The following is a 22,136-nucleotide window of genomic DNA, read 5'->3' as shown; positions in this document are numbered from 1 at the left end:
GATGGCTTCGGGTTCGACGGCCGTGCAGCCGGTCGCCAAGCCCGACGCGCCCAAGGCCCCCGAGGCGCAGCTGGCCGCCGCGACCGGTCCCGCCGACGCCGCCGATACCGCGACCGCCCAGGCCGTCGGCCTCGTTCCGGCCGCTCCCGAACCGCCTCGCAAACTCCGGGCAATGATCCCGCCGAGCGACGGTCTGCCCCCGTTCGCGGGGACCGTGCCGTTGCAGAACATCTCGCTGCCCGGCGGCGGCGTGCTCGGCATCCCGGAGATCGTGCTCGCGGCCTACCGCAACGCCGAACTCGCCCTGCAATCCTCGATGCCCAACTGCGGGGTGAGCTGGCACCTGCTCGCGGGCATCGGCAAGATCGAGTCCAACCACGCGGGTTTCGGACGCACGGACGCCAACGGCACCACGGTCGGGCCGATCTACGGTCCCGCCCTGGACGGCACGCTGCCCGGCAACGAGGTCATCAAGGCCGCCGACGGCGGTTTCGTGCGCGCGGTCGGCCCGATGCAGTTCCTGCCCGGCACCTGGGCGCACTACGCCTCCGACGGCAACGGCGACGGGATCTCCGACCCCAACAACGTCTTCGACGCGGCGCTCGGCGCGGGCAAGTACCTGTGCTCGGGCGGACTGGATCTGCGCGATCCGCAGCAGGAGCTGCGAGCGGTGTTGCGCTACAACAACTCCGTGGCCTACGCCGCGCAGGTGCTGAGCTGGTCCAACGCCTACAAGAACGGCGGCGCCCCGACCCAGGTGCAGATCTCCCCCGATCTGATCCCGCCGGGGGCGATGCCCGAGGGCGCGGGTTCGACCATGCTGGCGGTCAATACGACCTATCCGAGCCCGAACTCGACCACGACCACCACCGAACCGCCCAGCTCCGCGGCGACCACCACCACGCCCCAGCAGCCCACCCAGGTCATGATCAACATCCCGGGGCTGCCGCCGATCCCGTGCGGCATCTTCTGCCCGCCGCCCCCGCCGAAACCGTGTGACCCGGCGGCGAATCCGGCGCCGATGCCCAAACCGGGCGAACCGGCGAAACCGGCCGATACGCAACGCTGGTCGGCGAGCGACCAGGCGCAGGTGGGCCAGGACCCGAACAAGCCGCTGGATCCCAATGCGGCGCCGCAGAATTCGGACGTCCAGCGCCAGGCCCAGTGCGCGGCCCCGCAGCAGCCGCCCGCCCCGGGCCAGCCCGCCGCACCCGCCGCGCCGGGACAGCCGCCCGCGCCGCAGGGCCCGGCGCTCGAGGAGGAGCAGCCCCAAGCTCCCACCAAGACACCGGAACCCGGCCCGGCCGCGCCGCCCGAGCAGGCGCCCGCCGAGGCGCCCGCGCCCCCGCCGCCGCCCGCGATCACCCTGCCGTTCGGCATCGTGGTGCCGCTCCCCGCCCCGCCCGCGTGAGATAAACCGGAAACCCGGTCACGAAGAAGTAACGAAAAGATCTCGGATGCGGTAACCTCATCTCGTTGTGTCACGAAAGGCTCACAGCGAGCATTGGAGGGCCACCGCACAGTGGGACGTCATCGCAAGCCGCCGACCGTCACCGTCCGGCGCGGATCAGTCATCGCTCTGACCGGGCTGGTGCCTGCGGGAGTCGTCGCCGTCAGCGCGGCCTCGGCATCGGATGTGGAGACCGCGGAGCACGCGGCTTTGGCCGCGCCGCAACAGCTTTCGGAGGGCGCGAGCGCCGAGGTCGCCCCGCGGGCCGCGGTGGTCGCCGACGAGTTGTTGCACGCCGCCAAGCATCCCGGGCCCCCGATCGTGAAAACCGTTGCCCAGAGCGGGGATCGGGTCGCGGCGGATCTGCCCGCCGGTCCGCTCGGCATGCCCGGCATCGCGCACGCGGCCTATCTGAACGCCGAACGCGTACTGGCCCAGGAGAATCCGGACTGCCACATGCCGTGGTCGGTGCTCGCCGGGATCGGCCGGATCGAATCGCATCACGCCAACGGCAAGGCCGACGCCAAGGGCAATCCGATCGACCCGATCTACGGCCCGGTGCTCGACGGCAGCCTCGCGGGCAACCAGATGGTCCGCGCCACCGACGGCGAGCTCGACGGCGGTATGCGCGGCTTCACCCGCGCGGTCGGTCCGATGCAGTTCCTGCCCGAGACCTACCGCAAGTTCGCGGCGGACGGCGACGGCGACGGCATCTCCGACCCGCAGAATCTGTTCGACGCGGCCCTGACCGCGGGCAAGTACCTGTGCTCCGGCGGGCTGGACATGAACGACCTGTCCCAGCAGTCCAAGGCGATCATGCGCTACAACAACTCGATGGCCTACGTGGCGAACGTGATGGCCTGGGAGGTGGCGTACCGCACCGGCGTCGCCCCGCAGGCCAGCCAGCTGCCCCGGATCTGAGTCCGACGTTCCCGGGCCCTGGACGTGCTTACGCAAGCTGCCCCTCGGGGGCCCGGACGGCCGCCGCTAAGCTGGGCGTCATGCCAGTGGTAACGGAATCGGATGTGCGGGCTGCTCTCGCGAAGGTGGACGACCCGGAGATCCGTAAACCGATCACCGAACTGGGCATGGTGAAGAGCGTCGCCATCGACGCCGACAGCGGTGTCCATGTCGAGATCTACCTGACGACGGCGGCCTGCCCGCTGCGCACCAAGCTCACCGAGATGGTGCGCAAGGCGGTCGCCGACGTCCCCGGCGCGGGCGCGGTGACCGTCGACCTCGACGTCATGAACGACGAGCAGCGCACCGAGTTGCGCAAGAAGCTGCGCGGCGATTCGCCCGAGCCGGTCATCCCGTTCGCCCAGCCCGGCTCGCTGACCCGGGTGTACGCCATCGCCTCGGGTAAGGGCGGCGTCGGAAAGTCCAGTGTCACAGTCAATCTCGCGGCCGCGATGGCCGCGCGCGGACTGTCGGTGGGCGTGCTCGACGCGGACATCTACGGTCACTCGGTGCCGCGCATGCTCGGCACCGACGCCCGGCCCACCCAGGTCGAGCGGATGATCATGCCGCCGATCGCGCACGACGTGAAGGTCATCTCGATCTCCATGTTCACCCAGGGCAACACGCCCGTCGTGTGGCGCGGCCCGATGCTGCACCGCGCGCTGCAACAGTTCCTCGCCGACGTGTTCTGGGGCGACCTGGACATCCTGCTGCTCGACCTCCCGCCCGGCACCGGCGACGTCGCCATCTCCATCGCCCAGCTCATCCCCAACGCGGAGATCCTGGTCGTCACCACCCCCCAGCCCGCCGCCGCCGAGGTCGCCGAGCGCGCCGGCGCCATCGCCCTCCAGACCCGCCAGCGCATCGCGGGCGTCGTGGAGAACATGTCCTGGCTCGACCTCCCCGACGGCACCCGCATGGACCTCTACGGCTCCGGCGGCGGCCAGGCCGTCGCCGACCGCCTCTCCCGCGCGGTAGGCGCCGACGTCCCCCTCCTCGGCCAGATCCCCCTCACCCAGGACCTCCGCAAAGCCGGCGACGAGGGCACCCCCATAGTCCTCTCCAACCCCACCGACCCCGCCGCCGAGTCCCTCCTCGCCATCTCCGAAAAACTGTCCGTCCGCCGCCGCGGCCTGGCCGGCATGTCCCTCAGCATCGACACCACCCGCCACCTGTAGGCGTTCCGGCGTCCGCCACGGCAGTCGGGCGGATGCGATGATGGCACCAGAACGCACACCAGTGGCTCGCGCACGGAGGCGATGATGACGGTGGACATTGAGATGCCCCGCAGGCGGTCGATCACCGTGGAAGAATTCGACGCTCTGCCGGTCGACACCGCCCATCGTTACGAGATCGAGAATGGATTCTTGCTCGTGAACGCTCGCCCCGCACCACTGCACAGCCGTGCCGTCACCCGACTGGTCGCCCAGCTCGACAGCCAATTGCCCACGGGCTGGGAGGCATTCGCGGAATTGGAGGCCGAACTGGTGGGTCGGTCGCCCCGGCGGGTTCCCGATCTCGTGGTCGCCCCCGTGGAGGTCGACGAGCAGACCCGGGTGCGCAGCGAGCAGATCGCCCTCGCCGTCGAGATCGCGACGTCCGGCGAGTCCGCGGTGCGCGACTACGCCGTCAAGGCGGGCGAATACGCGGCCAACAAGATCGCCCACTACTGGGTGATCGACATCCTGGATCCGGAGTCCGTCGGCCTGACGGTCTACACCCTCGACACCACCGGCGAGTACCACATCACCCCGCGCGCGACGGGAGTCGTCACCGTGGAGTCGCCGTTCCCGCTGACCGTCGACCTCGGGGCACTGACCGAACGCCGATGAGCCCGCGCTACAAGATGTTCCAGCGCAGGGCGATGTCCTCGCGGAGGCCCTGGACGCGGCGGAGGACCTCTTCGGCGGTGGGGGTGCCGGGGGTGGATTTGTAGGCGTTGGTGGTGATCATGCGGAGTTCGCGGAGGTCGCGGAGCCAGGGGTAGCCGGGCCAGGTGCGGATGTCGAAACCGTAGGCGTCGCAGAAGGTTTCGTATTCGGTGGGGGGATGGGCGAAGCGGCGGCAGTGGACCTCGAGGGTGACCAGGTCCCATTCGGGGCGGCCGACGGCGACGCTCTCCCAGTCGCAGAGGACGCCGCGGCGGGAGTCGGGGTCCCACAACGTGTTTCGATGATGGGCGTCGCCGTGGATGAGGGCGGGGCGCAGGGGGAAGTCGACGGCGGGGGCCGCGGCGGCGAGGCGGAGTCGTTCGTCGTGCAGCAGGCGGCGGTCGAAGGGCGAGAGGATCGTGCTCGCCTCGATGGAGCGGCCGATATGGGCGAAGGCGTCGTCGAGATGGCGGTCCGGCAGCCATTGGGCGGGGCGGGTGCGCAGGCCGTGCAGGGCGGCCAGGGGGGCGGCGAGGTCGACGGCCGCGATCGGGCGGTGCTGGGGCAGGTAGTCCCAGAAGGTCACCGTGCAGCCGCCGATCCGCAGCGGTTGCGCGATGGCCGTCGGCGGCACGGTCGGCACGCCCCGCTCCCGCAGCCAGCGCACCAGCGCCACCACGTCCACCGGCGGCCGCACCCCGAACGGCCGATCGATCTTCACCACCACCGGCGCGCTCACCAACCGGTACACGGCATTGGTGTGATGCCGCAGCAGCTGCGCCCCGGTGGCGTCGAAACCGCCTGCGCCGCAAGCCCGTTGCAGAATCCATCGGGTCCGGCGGGGGGTGAAGGGTAAGCCGGGCGCTCCCGTCGTCATCGGCTCCGACATGGCGATCACCGCAGTTCGCTCGCTCCGGCGGCGACCAGGTGCCGCAGTTCCTCCACCGTCCTACGGCCGCGCGCGGCCTCCGGTATCGCGTCGACCACCGCGGCCGCCCGCGACACCACGATCGTGGTCCGATGCTCGCCCGGCAGCGTGGTGAGCACCCGCGCCGCCTGTTCGCACGCCTCGTCCACCGCACCCTCGAGCGCGTAACCGATCGCGATGTCCAGCTCGATGAGCGCCGGATCCACGACCACGCCGGGGCTGTCCCGATACAACCGCAACGCCTGTTCCTGCACCCGCCGCGCCTCGGCCACCCGGCCGAGATTGGTCAGCGTGCCGGAAAGGTAGAGCAGCAAACGTTTCTCACCGAAGCGGAACGCCTCGTCGGAGGACATCTCCCCCAACGCCGCGGTGTGCGCGCGGGCCCGCCGCATCGCCGACTCCGCCCCGTCCGCGTCCCCCAGCCGGGCCAGCGCCCGCGCCTCCGCCGCGGCCGCCAACGCCGTTGCGTCGTCGGCGGTTTCGGGCAGCTGGGCCTGGGCCGCGCGCGCCAGCATCACGGCGTGTTCGGGACTGCCGTAGTAGTACGGCAACATCGCGTGCTGCGCCCGCACCCGCGCCCGCAGCCGCATGTTGCCGGTGTCGTCGGCGGCCATCCGCGCGGTGCCGTACCAGAAGTTGGCGCGCTCGATCTGACCGAGTTTCATCAGCGCGTCGGCGATCAGCAATCCCAACACGGCGGTGACCTCCGACAGCCGCGACTGGATGGCGGCGGGCTGGCGCTGCGTCGAGATCGACTGCACCTCCAGCACATCCGGCAACACCGTGGCCAACACCTGCGAGGGCGGGGTGCTCGTGTAGGTGAGCACCCGCCCCGCGGCGCGCTCCTCCATGAGCTCGACCATCGAGGGGGCGATCGTGCACGCCGCCAGCGTCCGATCCACCAGCGTGCGGGCGTCGTCGAGCCGGGCCAGCAGCGCCGCGTCGTTGCCCGCGGCGGTCGCGCCCGCCGCGCTGGAAACGGTTCGGCGCGTGGGCAACCGGCGCGAGCCGAGGGCCTGCTCGCCCTCGGCCAGAATCTGCTCGAACCGCTCGCGCACCTCCGGACTGACCTGAACCAGCAGCGTATCCAGCAGTTCCTGGGTGAGCGGGCGCGGCGTGACCGCGCTCAGCCCGGATCGCCAATTGGCCACCGTCGTCATCTCGATGCCCAGGTGAGCCGCGAACTCGCGCACCGACTTTCGCATCGCTTCCTGCAACGCGACCGCCTCGAACCCCGTCCAGGGTCGACCCAACACCATTGTTACGTCCTTGTTTCCCGTGTCCGTGCCAACAGTAGGCCAACAGCAACACCAACGGTGTGCGATTTCATATCGGTCGGAACACGGCGAAAGTACTAAGTGCATCCGGCGTCGAGGCGACACATCCTTCGCAGCCGTGACAACCAGCACCGAGCCGGCGATCCCAAGGTTCGGTGGCGGCGCCGGATGCTCCGTTCTCCTGTTGGAGGTATCGCCGTGAACACACCCACCCCCGGTGTTCGAGATCTGTGGCTGGCAGCCAGCCGCGACTGCGCACACGAACCGCTCGACCTCACCTACGACCGCGCGCGCTTCATCCTCGCGGTGCACGCGGGGCACGGCGGCGGCTGTCGTCAGTACCTAGCGGCGGCGGCGTACTGCTTCCGGCGCACCGGCGAACACTGAGCGACACCTCCGCGACGAACGAGCAGACTCCCGAGCCCGGCGCGCCGAATTCTCGAACTCGCGGCACGCTTCCCGCCGTGCCCGCCGGGTCGGGCGATGGGGGTCCGATCCGGCGGGCACGGCCGGCGCGACGCCGGTCCGTACCTGTCGGACGCTGCCCCTATCCTCGTGCCTATGCTCACGCTGCTGCTGTACGTGCTCATCGTCGGCCTGGTCGCCGCGCTGCTGTTCGTGGTCGCGAGCGCGGTGTTCGGCCGCGGCGAGGAGCTGGGCCCGCTGCCGGAGGGCACCACGGCCACGGTCCTCCCGGCCGACGGCATCACCGGCGCCGATGTGCGGGCCCTGCGCTTCCAGCAGGTCCTGCGCGGTTACAAGGCGGGCGAGGTGGATTGGGCCCTGGCCCGGCTCGCCGCCCGCATCGATGAACTCGAGGCCCAGCTCACCAAGGTCCGCGGCCTGCCCGCCGAACCCCCGGCGATCCCCCAGGTGCAGCCGCCCGCGCAACTGGTCGAGGACACCCGCGCCGAGTCCCGGGACGCCCGATGACCGGCGACGATCGGATCCGCTGCGCCTGGGCGGAGTCCTCGCAGCTGTACCGCGACTACCACGACCAGGAGTGGGGCCGCGAACTGCACGGCGACGACGCGCTGTTCGAGCGGATGTGCCTGGAGGCGTTCCAGTCGGGGCTGTCCTGGATCACCATCCTGCGCAAGCGGCCCGCCTTCCGCGCGGCGTTCGACGGGTTCGTCATCGAGCGGGTGGCCGCCTTCACCGACGCGGACGCCGAGCGGTTGCTGAACGATCCCGGCATCGTCCGCAATCGCGCCAAGATCGAATCCTGTATCGGCAACGCGCGGGTCGCCGCCGAGCTCGACATCGGCCTCGACGAGCTGCTGTGGTCGTTCGCCCCGCCGCCGCGCCCGCGCCCCCGCACGACCGGAGACGTGCCCGCGGTGACGCCCGAATCCGTTGCCCTGGCAAAGGAACTGAAACGCCGAGGCTTCCGTTTCGTCGGTCCCACCACGGCCTACGCTCTGATGCAGGCGACCGGTATGGTCGACGATCATCTGGCCGATTGCTGGGTCTCCCCGCGCGGGTGAACACGCGCCACGGCGGTCGGTTTTCGAACTCAGGTACCCGCCCACTTCCGTGATGAGGAACAATGGGCGGGGTGCAGCCCTCCGGGCGCGGTTTCCGCGTGCGGGGCGGCTGCCGGTTGGTGACAACACGAGTTCCAAGAAAGTGCGCAGCAGACCGCGCGGATCTGGAGGGAGCAGAGGATGGCGGCCATGAAGCCCCGCACCGGGGACGGTCCCCTCGAGGCAACCAAGGAAGGGCGTGGAATCGTCATGCGGGTTCCACTCGAGGGTGGCGGGCGTCTGGTCGTGGAGCTCACGCCGGAAGAGGCCGCGGCCCTCGGCAAAGAGCTCACCGAAGTCACCAGCTAGTCGCTCGTCGTCATCGATGCCGGTGAATTCCGGCGCCGAGCCGCTCACCGCGGTCGCGCGGTTGCTCGCCTGTCCCGAATGCCGGGACGACATGGCCGTGCGCGACCGTTCGCTGGCCTGCGCGCGGGGCCACAGTTTCGACCTCGCCCGACAGGGTTATGTCAGCCTGCTGACCGGTGCGTCGACCAAGATGAGCGGCGACACCGCGGCGATGCTGGACGCGCGGGCCGCCTTTCAGGGTTCGGGTCGTTTCGCCCCGATCGCCGACGCACTGGTCACGGCCGCCACCGCGGCGGCGCCCCCGCGCACCCTGCTGGAGATCGGCTCCGGCACCGGCTACTACCTCGCGGCGGTGCTCGACGCCGCACCCGACGCGCACGGCATCGCCCTGGACGTCGCCAAACCCGCGGCTCGTCGCGCCGCTCGCGCGCACCCCCGCGCCGCCTCGATCCTCGCCGACGCCTGGCGACCCCTCCCCCTCCGCGACGCGACCATGACCCACGTCCTGTCGGTCTTCGCCCCCCGCAACCCCGAGGAGGTCGCCCGCGTCCTCACCCCCGAGGGCCGCTTCGTCGTGGTCACCCCCACCCCGAACCATCTGGCCGAACTCATCGAGCCGCTGCGGATGGTGCGGGTCGACGAGGCCAAGGACGATCGGCTCGCCGAATCCCTGTCCGCCCGTTTCGAGCTGGTCGACCGGGCGCCGGTGGAGTATCCGATGCCGCTGGGGCACAACGATATTCGCAATGTGGCGGGAATGGGTCCCTCGGCGCACCACGAGGCGGCGGAACGGGACGAGCGGATCGCCGGGCTACCGGAGATCGTTCGGGTGACGGCCTCGGTGACGGTATCGACGTACCGGCCGCGGTGAGTCAGCGTCAGCCCTTACGCACACTCTCGTACAGCGCGACGGTTTGCCGAGCCACCTGCGACCAGTCGAATTCGGCCATGGCCCGATCCCGGCCCGCGACGCCCAAAGCGTGGGCGAGGTCCGCGTCCCCCGCGATCGCATTGACCGCCTCGGCGAGGGCGTGCTCGTAGTCGGCGGGACGTTCGCCGTCGTAGTGCACCAGCCGCCCGGTGACCCCGTCGGCCACCACCTCGGGAATTCCGCCGACATCGGAGGCGACCACGGCCGTGCCGCAGGCCATCGCCTCCAGGTTGACGATACCCAGCGGTTCGTAGACCGAGGGGCACACGAAAACCGTTGCGGCGGAGAGTATCTGGCGCACCTGTTCGGTGGGGAGCATCTCCCGGACCCAGAAGACGCCGCCGCGGCTGCGGGCCAGCTCGGCGACGGCGGCGGAGACCTCGGCCTCGAGCTCGGGGGTGTCGGGGGCGCCCGCGCACAGGACCAGTTGCAGGTCCGGATCGAAGTCACGGGCGGCGCGGACCAGGTGGGCGACGCCCTTCTGCCGGGTGATCCGCCCGACGAACGCGATGATCGGCAGATCGCGCCGGACCCCGAGTTCGGCGAGCACGTCGCGGGCCTCGGGCGCGGGATCGCCGGGATGCCAGGCGAGGGCGTCGATGCCGTTGTGCACCACGTGCACTCGCGCGGGATCGATGGTCGGGTAGGCGTCGAGCACGTCGTGCCGCATGCCCTCGCTCACCGCGACGACCGCGTCGGCGTACTCCATGGCGTTGCGCTCCGACCACGACGAGAGTCGATAGCCGCCGCCGAGCTGCTCGGCCTTCCACGGGCGGCGCGGTTCGAGCGAGTGCGCGGTCAGCACGTGCGGCACCCCGTACAGCGTGCCCGCCACATGTCCCGCGAAGCCGGTGTACCAGGTGTGCGAGTGGACCACGTCGATCTCGCCCACCGCGTCGGCCATCCGCAACTGCGCCGACATCATCTGCACGGCCGAATTCGCCGCGTACAGATTCGGATCCGGTTGGTGCACCACGGCGTCCGCGCGGGCCACCCCCATGCAGTGCACGGTCACATCGCAGATCTCCCGCAACCGCGGGACCAGCTGGGTGACGTGCACCCCGGCGCCGCCGTACACCTCGGGCGGCCATTCCCGGGTCAGCATCGCCACCCGCAATCGCTCGGGCTCGTGACCGCCATCCGCGCCGAAACTCACCGCTCCAAACTAACGGCTCCGGAGCGAGCTTGCCCACTCGCGCCGGTCGGTCCGGCCCGCAACCCAGCGGACGCGCCCGGGAACCCTGTAGGTTGGATTTGTGAGGAGCCAGCCGCACGTACTCGGGATCGTGCTCGCCGGCGGTGAGGGCAAGCGCCTCTTCCCGCTCACCAAGGACCGCGCCAAACCCGCGGTCCCGTTCGGGGGCGCGTACCGGCTCATCGATTTCGTCCTGTCCAACCTCGTCAACGCCGGATATCTGCGATTGTGCGTACTCACGCAATACAAGTCGCACTCGCTGGACCGGCACATCTCCCAGACCTGGCGGCTGTCGGGATTCACCGGGGAGTACATCACCCCGGTCCCCGCCCAGCAGCGGCTCGGCCCGCGCTGGTACACCGGCAGCGCCGACGCGATCCTGCAATCGCTGAACCTCATCTACGACGAGGATCCCGATTACATCGTCGTGTTCGGCGCCGACCACGTGTACCGCATGGATCCCGAGCAGATGGTGCAGCACCACATCGACTCCGGCGCCGGGGTGACGGTGGCCGGGATCCGGGTGCCGCGCGCGGAGGCCAGCGCGTTCGGCTGCATCGACTCCGACGAATCCGGCCGCATCACGGGCTTTCTGGAGAAGCCCGCGCATCCGCCGGGCACGCCCGACGATCCGAATATGACCTTCGCCTCGATGGGCAACTACGTCTTCAGCACCAAGGTGCTCGTCGACACCATCCGCGCCGACGCCGACAACTCCGACTCCGATCACGACATGGGCGGCGACATCATCCCGGCCCTCGTCGCGCAGGGCGAGGCGAGCGTGTACGACTTCGCGCGCAACGACGTGCCCGGCTCCACCGACCGCGACCGCGGTTACTGGCGCGATGTCGGGACGATCGACGCCTTCTACGACGCGCACATGGATCTGGTGTCGGTGCACCCCATCTTCAATCTGTACAACCGGCACTGGCCGATTCGCGGGGCCGCGGAGAACCTGCCGCCCGCGAAGTTCGCCCAGGGCGGCCTGGCGCAGGAGTCGATCGTCGGCGCGGGCAGCATCCTGTCGGCGGCGACGGTCCGCAATTCGGTGCTGAGCTCCAACGTGTTCGTCGAGGACGGCGCGACCGTGGAGGGCAGCGTGCTCATGCCGGGCGTGCGGATCGGCCGGGGCGCGGTGGTGCGGCGCGCGATCCTGGACAAGAACGTCATGGTCGGCGAGGGCGAGATCATCGGCGTCGACCTAGCGCGCGACCGGGAACGGTTCGCGGTCAGCAACGGCGGCGTGGTGACCGTCGGCAAGGGCGTGTGGGTCTGAGACCCGCCCGGCCTACTCCCAGCCGGACCCCGGCGGGGGCGGCTCCTGGGTAACCGTGCAGAACGGGTAGCACGACCCCTTGGGCACCGGCGCCGGTTCGTGAAACACGTTGTTGGTCACCAACAACAGCACCAGCAGCGCGACGAACACCGCGAGCCCCAACGCCACCGCCGCCAGCACCAGCCATCCCCGCGGCGCCAACGCCTCGATGATGATCCCGCGTTGGAAGACCATCCCAACTCCTCACCCGCTACCCAAACCCCTTTGCGCTCAATGATAACCACCCGGGGGTCGGACGCGGCGGCCCCGAGAACGAGGGGCCGCGATGCCGGGCGGGGAACAGCGGGGCCGAGATCGGCGGGGCCGCAAGGACACCCGCGCCGGGCTCAGGGCCAGCGGGCTCGGGACCGAGGGTGCGATGCGGGGTGGGAAACAGCGGCCCTGGATCAGCGGGGCTGCAATGACACCCGCCTTGGGCTCCGGGTTAGCGGGCTCGAGATCAAGGGCTGCGGTGCGGGGTGGGAAACAGCGGCCCCAGATCGGCGGGGCTGCAAGGACACCCGCCTTGGCAGGCCCGGGATCGAGGGCTGCGACGCGAGGCTAGGGATCAGTGGGGTTGTGCGGGCGCGAGACTGCCTCCCGTGCAGAATGGTTCGCAGGTTCCCGGGGTGGTCGTCGGGACGGTGGTCGGGCCCGGGTCGAAATGCGCGTTGCTCACCAGGACCATGACGACGATGGCCGCGGCGAGCACGCCCAACAGCACCACGATGGCGGGCCACAGCCAGCCGCGCGGCATGTGTTCGCCGAAGAATATTCCGACCTCACCGTATTCGTCAGCGGCCATCGCTCGTCCCTCCGCATCGCAGCCGTCGGACACCCGGATGCTCGTCGGGCCCGTGCTCGACTCGCTGCCGACCGGATACCCACCCGTGCGGGGGAAAACCACGGCCGCCCGCCCCAGTATCCCGGAGCGGGCGGCATTCGGCGAGGGCTACTGCCGCAGATCCCGGCGCCGGAACCCGATGAGCCCCACCGCCGTCAGCACGATCCCCGCCCCGATCAGGATCACCACGGGCGTCGCCCGGAACGCCTCGGCGGGCAGCTTCGGCAGATGACTGTACGGAGCCAGATCCAGAACCCATTGCGGCACACCGGAAACCGCGCCGAGCAGATACACCGCGAGGGCGGCCACGAACACTCCCCAGGCCATCGGCGCCCACCGCGGCACCAACCCGAACAGCACGATCGCCACCCCGGCGAACAGCCACACCGCGGGCAACTGCACCAGCGCCGCGCCCAGCACCCGCGGCAGTTTGCCGCCGATGTCGTCCGCGGCGACGCCGTAGACCAGACCGCCCACCACACCGGCCGCCAGCAGCATCACCACCGGCCCCAGCACCGCGAAGATCAGATGGGAAGCGGCCCAGCGCATCCGGCCGATCGAGCCGGTGAGCACGGTTTCGGCGTGCTGCGTGCTCTCCTCGGAGTGCAACCGCAGCGCGGCCGAGATCGCGTACGCGGACGCTGCCACCCCGATGAGCGTGTACGCCATATTGACGAAGCCGTCCTCGACGACCTGCGCCCCGCCGAGCCGCGCGATGATGTCGGCGACGGCCTTGCTGTCCCCGAGCTCGTCGCCCAGATCGTGGATGACGCCGCCGAACACCAAGGCGTACAACGTGATTCCGATCGTCCACGCCAGCAGGGTGCCGCGCTGCAAGCGCCACGCCAACCCGAACGGCCCGGTCAGCGCGGGCCCCGCGGCCGGTGCGCCGGGCCGTTCGGCGATCATGCCCGCGCCCAGATCCCGCCGGTTCAGCAGCGTGTACGCCACCGCGACGAGCACGACCGCGGTGACCGCGTGCAGCAGCAGGACCCCGAAGTGGTTGCCCGCGAACGGCCGAACCTGCAACGACCACCCCTGCGGGGAGAGCCAGGTGAGCACGCTGGTCGACCCCCCGGCGGATCGGACGTCGCCGAGCGCGCGCAGCCCGTAGCATGCCGCGAGCACCGCGAAGGCGATGCCGCGCGCGGTGCGGGCGCTCGCGCTCAGCTGCGCGGCCACCGCGGCGACGGCCGCGAACACGATGCCCGACGCGGCCTCGGCGAGTCCGAAGGCCAGCGCGTCCACACCCGGCTCCCCGGCGCCCGCGATGCTGGCGGCGCCGATCAGCCCGGTGACGAGCGCGCCGCCGCAGGCGACGATCAGCGCCGCCGTCAGATTCGCGAAGCGGCCCAACCGGGTCGAGGCCAGCAGTTCCTCCCGCCCGGTCTCCTCCTCGGCGCGGGTGTGCCGGATGACGACCAGGATCGTGGCGACCCCGATCAGCGTGTGGAACATGCCCGCCTTCCACAACCCGGCTGCCGCCCCCGAGGTGGTGTTGTAGATGGGCCCGTACATGGCCAGCATCGCGGGATTGGACAGGATGGAGTGCGCGAAGTTCTGCACCTGCTCCGGCGTCGAGTACACCTTCTCGGTGCTGTCGATGTACACGCTGCCCAACGGCGCGGACAGCAACAGCACCCACAGCGGCAACACGATTCGGTCGCGGCGCAGATACAACCGCAGCAGCCGCAGCGTTCCGGTGAAATCCCCACCGCCCCGGGCGAATTCGGCGGGACGGGGACGGGCGACGGTGGCCGTGGTCATTTCGACGCCTCCGCCAGCTCGCGTCCGTTGATCGAATAGTGCCGCAGGAACAGCTCTTCCAGCGTCGGCGGCTGGCTGATCAGGCTGCGGACCCCGACGTCGCCGAGCACCCGGATCAGCTCGCCCAGATGCTCACCGTCGACCTGGCAGTGCAGGGTGTGATCGTCGATGCTGATGTCCTCGACACCCGGGATCCGGCTGAGATCGCCTGGGTCACCGAGCAATTCGGCCTTGATCGAGGTCCGCGACAGGTGCCGCATCTCGGCCAGCGTGCCGCTCTCCACGGTCCGGCCGTCGCGGATGATCGTCACCCGATCGCACAGCGCCTCCACCTCGGAGAGGATGTGACTGGACAGCAATACCGTCACGCCCCGCTCGGCCGCCTCCCGGGCGCAGTCGCGAAACTGCTGTTCCATCAACGGATCCAGGCCCGAGGTGGGTTCGTCGAGCAGCAGCAGCCGCGCCTCGGAGGAGAACGCCGAGACCAGCGCGACCTTCTGCCGATTGCCCTTGGAGTAGGTGCGGGCCTTCTTGCGCGGATCGAGTTCGAAGCGTTCGATCAGCTCCGCACGCCGGTCGGCGTCCAGGCCGCCGCGCATGCGGGCCAGCAGGTCGATGGTCTCCCCGCCCGACAGCGACGGCCACAACGTGACATCGCCTGGGACGTAAGCGATCTCGTGATGCAGCGCGACCGCGTCGGCCCAGGGATCGCGGCCGAGCACCCGGGCGTCACCGGAGGTCTTGGCGAGGATGCCCAGCAGGATCCGGATGGTGGTCGATTTCCCGGCGCCGTTCGGGCCGAGGAAGCCGTGCACCTCCCCCTCGGCGACCTCGAGGTCGAGGCCGTCGAGGGCGTGCACCCGTCCGAAATGCTTGTGCAGATCTCGGACGCTGATTGCCGATGACATCGAATCTCCTTGTGAGATCTCAGAGTTCGCCGCCACCCCCCAGCAGGGTGTCGTACGTGGTGGAGTCGGCGAACAGGCCATTGGTGAAGATGTCGACCGCCGGCAGCATGACCTGGTCGGCGTAGTCACGCAGCGCCTTGCGGTAGTCGAGCTTGCCGCCGTGGCGTGCGGTGTAGAGCTGGAGGAAGAAGAAGAATCCGCCACCGTTGTGCATCGCCAGGTAACGCGCGGTCGCCTTCAGATCCGGTTGGGGGCGAATGGTTCCCGCTTCCACACCGGCGCGGAGGTAGCCCTCCACGTCCTCGACCATGTGCTCGAACATGGTGACCATCAGGTCGCCCCCGGCTTGGAAGCTGCGCATCAGATAGGCGGTGTAGGGCGCGAAGTCCTCCATGTCCGCCATCGCCTCCAGCAACCCCTTGGTGGTGGGGTGGCGGATGTACTCGGTCTTGACTGCCCGGATGACGTCCCGCACGTGATCGTCGCACGCCTCCCGCAGTCCCTCCTTGGAACCGAAGTGGTGATTGACCAATCCCGGGGACACCCCCGCCGCCGCGGCGATGGCGCGCACCCCCACCCCGAACCCCTGCTCGCCGAAGACGACGACGGCGGCGTCCCGGATGCGGGCGCGGGTGCTCAGATCGTCGGCGGATCCTTCCGGTACGGCTGCTCCTTTAAACACATGTTCAATATACTAAACGCGCGTTCAATCCGCACGCAAGAGCCAATCCACCTGCGTTTTCGGTGTCCTCGGACCCGGCTCAGCGGATCTGCCAGCCCTGGAAGGCGGGCATACCCTCCTCCGCGACGGCCGCGTGCTCGCCGCGCCCGTCGCGGCTTCCGGCGTAGGCCCATTCGCGCAGCGTCGCCACCGCCTCCGGCAGCAGCCGCACCTCCGGCGGCCGGTTCAGCACCGGATCGAAGAAGCCGGGCGCGGCGTGCTCGCCGATCTCCGGCCGCGACAGCGTGATCTCGGCCAGCGTCCGCTCCGGACCCAGCAGCGAGGACGACCGCAGCGTGAAGCCCAGCCGGTGCCCGTCCCGGTAGTCGCACAGCGACTGGATCGAAACCGATTGCGGCTGAGCCGAATCCGGCTCCGCGAACACCCACGCGGGCGGCCCGCCGAAGAACGAGTAGGCCATCAGACTGCCGTACCGGGCCTGCGCCCAGCTGCGCACCGGCCGCACCACGAACCGCCCGAGCGCGCCGGTGCCGGTGGTGGCCAGCGCCAGATCCCACGGCCGATCCTGCCAATCCAGCACGCGCACAGCCAATCCCAGCGCGTCCGGAATACCGCCGGGCATCCCCGTGGCCTTCGACATACGCGCCAGCGCGGGCTTGTCGCGCGCCCCGATCAACCGGGCGTAGTCGTCGTCGACCGCGTGCAACCACCCGGTGAGCGGCAACCCCTCCGGATGGAACACACGCGCCCGACGCACCCGCGCCAGGGCCGAAAACGTCTGGGCTACAATACGATCCGGAAGCGGCATGCGATCACCTCGGTTCTGATGGCCGGAGAGCGGCCCGGCCGACGCGTCCACCCCTCGCCATACCCAGTCCGGGGCGTCGCCAATCAGCCGGGGTGCCATTGGGCCGCACGAGGCGCTGGGCAATCCGTCGTCAGCGCCCCGTCTCGCTCACCCCCGCGAGGCGCAGAGCAGTCCGTCGCCCACCGGGATCAGAACGCACGTCAAGTCCGGGTCCTCGGCGATGGCTCGGGTGGCCGCGCGGACGGCCTGGGTCGCCGGGTCGCGCTGGGCCGGGTCGGGGACGCGGCCGCCCAGCAGGGCGTTGTGCAGCACGATCGCGCCGCCCTCGCGCAGGAGGCGGACGCCCTGCGCCACGTACTGGGGGTGCTCGAGCGGGGCGGCGTCGATGAACACCAGGTCGTAGGCGCCGTCGGCCAGGCGCGGCAGCACGTCCAGCGCGCGGCCGTTGATCAGACGGGTGCGCGCGGGCGCGATATCGGCCGCCCGGAACGCGTCGCGGGCCGCGCGCTGATGCTCGGGTTCGGAGTCGATCGTGGTGAGGGTCCCGTCCTCCCGCATCCCGTCCAGCAGCCACAGCCCGCTGATCCCCGCGCCCGTACCCACCTCGACGACCGCCCGCGCGCCCAGGAGCTGGGCGTACATACTCAGCAACGCACCCACCGACGGCGGCACCGGCCCGGCGCCCAGCTCGGTGGCCCGCTCCCGCGCCGCGAGGAGGATCTCGTCCTCGACGACCGAATCCTCGACATAGGCGAGGTTGCGCTGCGCGGCCGCAGCAGTGGGTAACTGACTCACGGGTATGAGGCTAACGGCGGAGGCCCGTCGGCGTCGCCAACGACGAGCCCGTTCGTTTTTCTCAGGTGTCCCTCAGCCTCCCCATACGACGGCCACATCGGGACCCGACAAAGTAAGGGCTACGCAAAGGCCGGCCGACCGCCGGGCGACGCCGCGGGAACAACCGGCTCCGACGATCGGTTGTCTCGTTTGCACCACGAACTGTCGTGGTATTGCGCCGACCACGGTCCCGAGTAGGAGGTAACCCCATCCACATGGTCGATGCGGCGCGTGAGTTCGCCACCCTGCCCGAGTCCGGCCTGCCGATCGACGGCCCGGCCGACTACGAGCTGCCCACCGCCGAGGACGGCGACCCCGTCCCCGACAACGACAACCTGTCCGGCACCGCGGCCTTCGACGCCACCGGCGACCGGACCATGATGCCCACCTGGGACGAGCTGGTCCGCGAACACGCCGACCGCGTCTACCGGTTGGCCTATCGCCTCACCGGCGATCCCCAGGACGCCGAGGACCTCACGCAGGAGACCTTCATCCGCGTGTTCCGCTCGCTGTCCAACTACCAGCCCGGCACCTTCGAGGGCTGGCTGCATCGCATCACGACCAACCTGTTCCTGGACATGGTCCGGCGGCGCAACCGGATTCGCATGGAGTCGCTGCCCGACGACTACGACCGTCTCCCGTCCGAGGGCCCCGGCCCCGAGCAGGCGTACCACGACTCCCGGCTCGACCCCGACCTGCAATCGGCGCTGGACTCGCTCGCGCCGGAGTTCCGCGCGGCCGTGGTGCTCTGCGATATCGAGGGCCTGTCCTACGAGGAGATCGGCGCCACGCTCGGCGTCAAACTGGGCACCGTGCGCAGTCGGATCCACCGTGGGCGCCAGGCACTGCGCGAGTACCTTGCGCATAATGAGAAGGTCGGGTGACGCGACCCGGCGCAGCTGAAGTTCCGTCGGAAGGGTGTGCACCGTATGAGTGGCGAGGATGCCGCGGCGAACCGACCCCGATTCGCCCCCACCGAGCATCTGGCCAGTGAGGCCATCGCCGCCTACGTGGACGGCGAGCTTCGCATGAACGCCTATCTGCGCGCCGCCGAGCATCTGGCCAAGTGCGCCGAATGCGCGGCCGAGGTCGAGGCCCAGCAGCAGGCCCGCGTCGCGCTGCGCCGCGCCGCGCAGATGCAGATCTCCGCGCCCACGAATCTGCACGACACCCTGAGCCGCATTCCGCTCGCCGACCTGACCGGGCCCGGCGTGGACGAGATGTCGCGCGGCACGAGTTTCCTCGGGCTGCGGGCGGATTCGTTCCACTTCGTCTCCGACAGCAGGCGGTGGACCGGCTGGTGGCGCAAGTAGAGTTCACCCCGTGACCTCCGACTCCACGAACGCCGGATCGACCTCCGAGGATCGCGACGCGTCGGATTCGGCCGCCGACAGGGGGAACCTGAGGCCGCCGGACGCGCCCGTCCTGGGTCCGCGTCCGGTCTATCGCCCCCACATCGACACCCACACCACCCGGGCGTTCCGTCGCCCCAGTGGGCAGGCCGGATCCTTCGCCCCGCACACCCCCGCCGCCGCGACGCCGCGCCACGACGGACCCGAACTGGTGAACCGTCCGCCGGACGCGGTGCTGGCCGAGGCGTTCGGGCGGCCCGAGGGCTCCACCGAAGTGCTGCAACGGGATCCGGACGCGACCGACGAGACCACCGCGCCCGCGCCGCCCGCCGATCCGTGGCGCGATCCGGATTCCGGTGCGCGCCTGGGTGATCCCGCGATCCCCACGCCGCGGTCTCAAACCCTGCCGCCCGCAACGAAACTCAGCGCGCGCGAGGTCCTCTTCGGCGGCCGGGTCGCGCCCAAGGCGCTGGCCCTGCTCGGTGTGCTGGCGCTGCTCATCGGTCTGGTCGGCGGTCTCATCGGCCGACTGACGGCCGAGACCACCGCCGCGCTGACCTCGCGCAAGGTCACCCTCCAGCAGGAGGGTTCGGGCGACAAGCCGCGCACCCAGGTGGCCAAGGTCGCCGACGCGGTCGTGCCCGCGGTGGTGTCGATCCGCGAAACCGTCGGCGACAACGGCGCGCTCGGCTCGGGCGTGGTGATCGACGGCAACGGCTACATCGTCACCAACAACCACGTCATCTCGATGGCCGCGATGGACAAGTCCGGCAAGGCCAAGATCCAGGTGTCGTTCTTCGACGGCAAGAAGGCCCCCGCGCGGCTCGTCGGCCGCGATCCGAAGACCGATCTGGCCGTGCTCAAGGTCGACGTCACCGGTCTGACCGTCGCCCGCCTCGGCAAATCCTCCGATGTGCAGGTCGGCGACGACGTACTCGCCATCGGCTCGCCGCTGGGTCTGACCAAGACCGTCACCTCCGGCATCGTCAGCGCGCTGCATCGCGCGATGGAGGAGCAGCCCGAGGCCGGGGACGACTCCGCGGGCGCGTTCGACGCCGTGCAGACCGACGCCGCGATCAACCACGGCAACTCCGGTGGCGCGCTCGTCGACGACCAGGGCCGGTTGATCGGCATCAACACCGCCATCCGCAGCGAGAGCGGCGGCTCGGTCGGCCTCGGCTTCGCCATCCCGGTCGACCTCGTGCAGCAGGTGAGCCAGACGCTGATCCGTGACGGCTCGGTGCATCACCCCGATATCGGCCTGAGCGCGCGCACCAAGCCGATCGAGAACGACAACCTCAGCGGCGTGCAGGTGGCCGACGTCAAGCCGGGCGGCCCGGCGGCCAAGGCCGGAATCGGTGAGGGCGACATCATCGTTCGCGTCGGCGATCGCGACGTCACCGAGAAGGCGGAGCTGACCGTCGCGGTCATGTCCCATCAGATCGGCGAGACGGTGAACGTTCAGCTGATTCGCGACGGCCGCCGCGTGGATGTTCCGGTGCGGCTCGAATCCGACTGAGACCCGGCGGGCTACCTGGTCCGGCGCGCGTCGGCCCAGGTAGCCTGTCTGTGTGTTCAACATCGGCTGGCCCGAGATGGTGATCCTGGTGGTCGCCGCGTTGGTGATCCTGGGTCCCGAGCGGCTGCCCGGCGCGATCCGCTGGACCGCGCAGAGTCTGCGGCAGGTCCGCGACTACGCCAGCGGCGCGACGACGCAGCTGCGCACCGAACTCGGACCCGAACTCGACGAATTGCGTAAACCGCTCGAGGAACTCAACGAGTTGCGGCGGCCGTTCAACGACTTCCGAGGAATGACGCCGCGGTCGATGGTCACGAAACATCTTCTCGACGGGGATGATTCGTTGTTCACGGGAAAGTTCGACAAACCGACCAGTACTTCTATTGGTTCGGAATATTCCCCGCCGCCGGATTACACTCCGCCGGAGACGCCGAAACCGCTGTCGCGCAACGAAAAACCCCCGATCGACTTCGACGCGACATAACGATTTCCGCAGGGTTCGGCGCAAGTTACCGGCCATGCGGGTGATCGAGAGGTATTTTCGCAGGCCAATAGGGTTGCGGGACAGCGATTAGGGGGTCGGGGGGTAGTCAAGCCGACTGGACACATCCGGCTGTCGAGCGCTCTAGACTGCGCACATGTCAGCCGACGAGGTGGCACGGGTGTTCGCTATCGAAGACAAGGTCGAGCGCCTGAAAGCGGCCACCGAAGGGGTTGCTCAGGCCCAGCAGACCATCAATGAGCTCACGCGTATTCGACGGGCCGTCATTCGCGAATTGCACGCCGAGGGGTGGACCTTCGCCAGAATCGGTGCGGCGGCGGGACTTTCACGCGCGCGCATCCATCAGGTGAGTACCCAGGGTCCGGTGCCGGAGGGGCTGTTCTTCGGGCACGGCCCGTTGACGATTCTCGCCCCCGACGTTCGCAGCACCACCCGCGCGGCTCCCCTCGTCGGCGCTCCCGATCCCGCGGCCCCGCATCGTCTCGTGGAGTTGTTGCGCGAGTTGGGTTTCACGGTCACCGTCGAGCGCTTCCTGCCCGGCCGCCCCCTCGACCTCGACCGCGAGGGCCTCATCGTCCTCGGCGGCCCCGAACTCTCCCCCAGCCTGCGCTACCTCGTCGCCGCCGACCCCCGCCTCCGCCGCACGGTCGCCCGCGCGGGCCGGGTCCGCCGCGGCATCGAGGACCGAGCCGCCCGCCGCGTCTACCGCCCCGGCGGCACCGAACCCTACGACATCGCCTACCTCGCCCGCCTCCCCCGCCCCGACGCCCGAGGCACCGTCCTCGTCATAGACGGCCTCCACCCACCCGGCTCCCTCGGCGCAATCCGTCTCCTCGCCACCCGCCTCGCCACCCTCCACGAACGAGCCACCACCCACCCCTTCTCCGCGGTAGTAGGCGTCCGCTACGACCGCAACACCGGCGAACCCCTGGAAGCCGACCTCCTAACCCCCATCTACCGCCACGAAAGGTGAACTCCCCCAGGCCCACGAACCCAGCCGCACCCCTTATTCGAATCCGCACCCGCTGCAGGGCTCCACAAAGGGTGCGGATCCAAATAAAGGGTGCGGCTGAGCTGCCTACACACTTGGGAGTTCAGCGGACAACCCCAGGTACACGAACCCAGCCGCACCCTTTATTCGTAAACGCACCCCTTGCA

At 70.0% G+C, this 22,136-nt stretch carries 25 protein-coding genes; 15 read left to right on the top strand and 10 right to left on the bottom strand.

The window, feature by feature from the left end; all coding sequences use genetic code 11:
* Position 1 precedes the first annotated feature (1 nt).
* The 4 genes from ACFYTQ_RS21730 (at position 2) to ACFYTQ_RS21715 (ending at position 4,242) form a co-directional block, all read left to right on the top strand.
* Entirely contained in the window at positions 2–1,411 is a 1,410-nt protein-coding gene (locus tag ACFYTQ_RS21730) for a lytic transglycosylase domain-containing protein (protein WP_387363662.1), read from the top strand.
* A gap of 111 nt (positions 1,412–1,522) precedes the next feature.
* A complete protein-coding gene (locus ACFYTQ_RS21725) occupies positions 1,523–2,371 on the top strand; it encodes a lytic transglycosylase domain-containing protein (RefSeq protein WP_387363659.1) in 849 nt (282 codons plus the stop codon).
* Positions 2,372–2,451: 80 nt separating this feature from the next.
* The gene (locus ACFYTQ_RS21720) at positions 2,452–3,588 is read left to right on the top strand and encodes an Mrp/NBP35 family ATP-binding protein (protein WP_387363656.1); all 1,137 of its coding nucleotides are present in this window, start codon (positions 2,452–2,454) and stop codon (positions 3,586–3,588) included.
* Between the two features lie 84 nt (positions 3,589–3,672).
* Positions 3,673–4,242: a Uma2 family endonuclease gene (locus tag ACFYTQ_RS21715; RefSeq protein ID WP_387363653.1), complete on the top strand. Its 570-nt coding sequence runs from the start codon at positions 3,673–3,675 to the stop codon at positions 4,240–4,242.
* Between the two features lie 7 nt (positions 4,243–4,249).
* Here ACFYTQ_RS21715 and ACFYTQ_RS21710 read toward each other — a convergent pair whose 3' ends face one another.
* Complete coding sequence (locus tag ACFYTQ_RS21710; RefSeq protein ID WP_387363651.1) at positions 4,250–5,170, bottom strand: phosphotransferase family protein; 921 nt, start codon at positions 5,168–5,170, stop codon at positions 4,250–4,252.
* A gap of 5 nt (positions 5,171–5,175) precedes the next feature.
* Positions 5,176–6,468 carry a hypothetical protein gene (locus tag ACFYTQ_RS21705; RefSeq protein WP_387363648.1) on the bottom strand — a complete coding sequence of 431 codons (1,293 nt, stop codon included), beginning with the start codon at positions 6,466–6,468 and terminating at the stop codon, positions 5,176–5,178.
* 216 nt (positions 6,469–6,684) lie between these two features.
* Here ACFYTQ_RS21705 and ACFYTQ_RS21700 point away from each other — a divergent pair, with 216 nt between their 5' ends.
* From ACFYTQ_RS21700 to ACFYTQ_RS21680, 5 genes are all read left to right on the top strand, one after another.
* Positions 6,685–6,873: a hypothetical protein gene (locus tag ACFYTQ_RS21700; protein ID WP_387363645.1), complete on the top strand. Its 189-nt coding sequence runs from the start codon at positions 6,685–6,687 to the stop codon at positions 6,871–6,873.
* Between the two features lie 174 nt (positions 6,874–7,047).
* Positions 7,048–7,419 carry a DivIVA domain-containing protein gene (locus ACFYTQ_RS21695; protein ID WP_387363642.1) on the top strand — a complete coding sequence of 124 codons (372 nt, stop codon included), beginning with the start codon at positions 7,048–7,050 and terminating at the stop codon, positions 7,417–7,419.
* Entirely contained in the window at positions 7,416–7,973 is a 558-nt protein-coding gene (locus tag ACFYTQ_RS21690; protein ID WP_387363639.1) for a DNA-3-methyladenine glycosylase I, read from the top strand. Before ACFYTQ_RS21695 ends, ACFYTQ_RS21690 begins: the two co-directional genes overlap by 4 nt.
* Positions 7,974–8,153: 180 nt before the next feature.
* The gene (locus tag ACFYTQ_RS21685; RefSeq protein WP_019929283.1) at positions 8,154–8,321 is read left to right on the top strand and encodes a DUF3117 domain-containing protein; all 168 of its coding nucleotides are present in this window, start codon (positions 8,154–8,156) and stop codon (positions 8,319–8,321) included.
* A gap of 16 nt (positions 8,322–8,337) precedes the next feature.
* A complete protein-coding gene (locus tag ACFYTQ_RS21680) occupies positions 8,338–9,192 on the top strand; it encodes a putative RNA methyltransferase (RefSeq protein ID WP_387363635.1) in 855 nt (284 codons plus the stop codon).
* Positions 9,193–9,199: 7 nt separating this feature from the next.
* Here ACFYTQ_RS21680 and glgA read toward each other — a convergent pair whose 3' ends face one another.
* Complete coding sequence (gene glgA, locus ACFYTQ_RS21675; RefSeq protein ID WP_387364253.1) at positions 9,200–10,369, bottom strand: glycogen synthase; 1,170 nt, start codon at positions 10,367–10,369, stop codon at positions 9,200–9,202.
* 139 nt (positions 10,370–10,508) lie between these two features.
* On the opposite strand from glgA, the gene glgC reads away from it, so the two are divergent.
* Positions 10,509–11,723 carry a glucose-1-phosphate adenylyltransferase gene (gene glgC, locus ACFYTQ_RS21670; RefSeq protein ID WP_387363632.1) on the top strand — a complete coding sequence of 405 codons (1,215 nt, stop codon included), beginning with the start codon at positions 10,509–10,511 and terminating at the stop codon, positions 11,721–11,723.
* 12 nt (positions 11,724–11,735) lie between these two features.
* Here glgC and ACFYTQ_RS21665 read toward each other — a convergent pair whose 3' ends face one another.
* The 7 genes from ACFYTQ_RS21665 to ACFYTQ_RS21635 all read right to left on the bottom strand — a co-directional run bounded on the left by ACFYTQ_RS21665 (position 11,736) and on the right by ACFYTQ_RS21635 (position 17,566).
* Positions 11,736–11,957, bottom strand: a complete 222-nt coding sequence (locus ACFYTQ_RS21665) for a hypothetical protein (protein ID WP_387363629.1) — start codon at positions 11,955–11,957, stop codon at positions 11,736–11,738.
* A gap of 373 nt (positions 11,958–12,330) precedes the next feature.
* Positions 12,331–12,567, bottom strand: coding sequence for a hypothetical protein (locus ACFYTQ_RS21660; protein WP_387363626.1), 237 nt, complete (start codon positions 12,565–12,567; stop codon positions 12,331–12,333).
* A 147-nt stretch (positions 12,568–12,714) separates the two neighbouring features.
* Entirely contained in the window at positions 12,715–14,373 is a 1,659-nt protein-coding gene (locus ACFYTQ_RS21655; protein ID WP_387363623.1) for an ABC transporter permease, read from the bottom strand.
* On the bottom strand, positions 14,370–15,281 hold the full coding sequence (locus tag ACFYTQ_RS21650; protein ID WP_387363620.1) for an ATP-binding cassette domain-containing protein: 912 nt from the start codon (positions 15,279–15,281) through the stop codon (positions 14,370–14,372). Before ACFYTQ_RS21650 ends, ACFYTQ_RS21655 begins: the two co-directional genes overlap by 4 nt.
* A gap of 19 nt (positions 15,282–15,300) precedes the next feature.
* A complete protein-coding gene (locus ACFYTQ_RS21645) occupies positions 15,301–15,963 on the bottom strand; it encodes a TetR family transcriptional regulator (protein ID WP_387363617.1) in 663 nt (220 codons plus the stop codon).
* A gap of 79 nt (positions 15,964–16,042) precedes the next feature.
* Positions 16,043–16,771, bottom strand: a complete 729-nt coding sequence (locus ACFYTQ_RS21640) for a phosphodiesterase (protein ID WP_387363614.1) — start codon at positions 16,769–16,771, stop codon at positions 16,043–16,045.
* Between the two features lie 147 nt (positions 16,772–16,918).
* The gene (locus ACFYTQ_RS21635) at positions 16,919–17,566 is read right to left on the bottom strand and encodes an O-methyltransferase (RefSeq protein ID WP_387363611.1); all 648 of its coding nucleotides are present in this window, start codon (positions 17,564–17,566) and stop codon (positions 16,919–16,921) included.
* A 254-nt stretch (positions 17,567–17,820) separates the two neighbouring features.
* On the opposite strand from ACFYTQ_RS21635, the gene sigE reads away from it, so the two are divergent.
* From sigE to ACFYTQ_RS21610, 5 genes are all read left to right on the top strand, one after another.
* Positions 17,821–18,489, top strand: coding sequence for an RNA polymerase sigma factor SigE (gene sigE / locus ACFYTQ_RS21630; protein WP_387363608.1), 669 nt, complete (start codon positions 17,821–17,823; stop codon positions 18,487–18,489).
* Between the two features lie 45 nt (positions 18,490–18,534).
* Positions 18,535–18,918 (top strand): hypothetical protein, encoded by a 384-nt coding sequence (locus ACFYTQ_RS21625; protein ID WP_387363605.1) that lies wholly within the window; start codon positions 18,535–18,537, stop codon positions 18,916–18,918.
* Positions 18,919–18,928: 10 nt separating this feature from the next.
* Positions 18,929–20,476 (top strand): trypsin-like peptidase domain-containing protein, encoded by a 1,548-nt coding sequence (locus tag ACFYTQ_RS21620; protein WP_387363602.1) that lies wholly within the window; start codon positions 18,929–18,931, stop codon positions 20,474–20,476.
* A gap of 76 nt (positions 20,477–20,552) precedes the next feature.
* The gene (gene tatB, locus ACFYTQ_RS21615) at positions 20,553–20,960 is read left to right on the top strand and encodes a Sec-independent protein translocase protein TatB (protein ID WP_387364250.1); all 408 of its coding nucleotides are present in this window, start codon (positions 20,553–20,555) and stop codon (positions 20,958–20,960) included.
* Between the two features lie 154 nt (positions 20,961–21,114).
* Complete coding sequence (locus ACFYTQ_RS21610) at positions 21,115–21,951, top strand: hypothetical protein (RefSeq protein ID WP_387363599.1); 837 nt, start codon at positions 21,115–21,117, stop codon at positions 21,949–21,951.
* Positions 21,952–22,136 lie beyond the last annotated feature (185 nt).

Origin of the sequence: Nocardia sp. NPDC004068 (assembly GCF_042874315.1) — a bacterium.
GTDB lineage: Bacteria > Actinomycetota > Actinomycetes > Mycobacteriales > Mycobacteriaceae > Nocardia.
The sequence above is the reverse complement of the archived record's forward strand: the minus strand, read 5'-3'. Positions and strand labels throughout refer to the sequence as shown.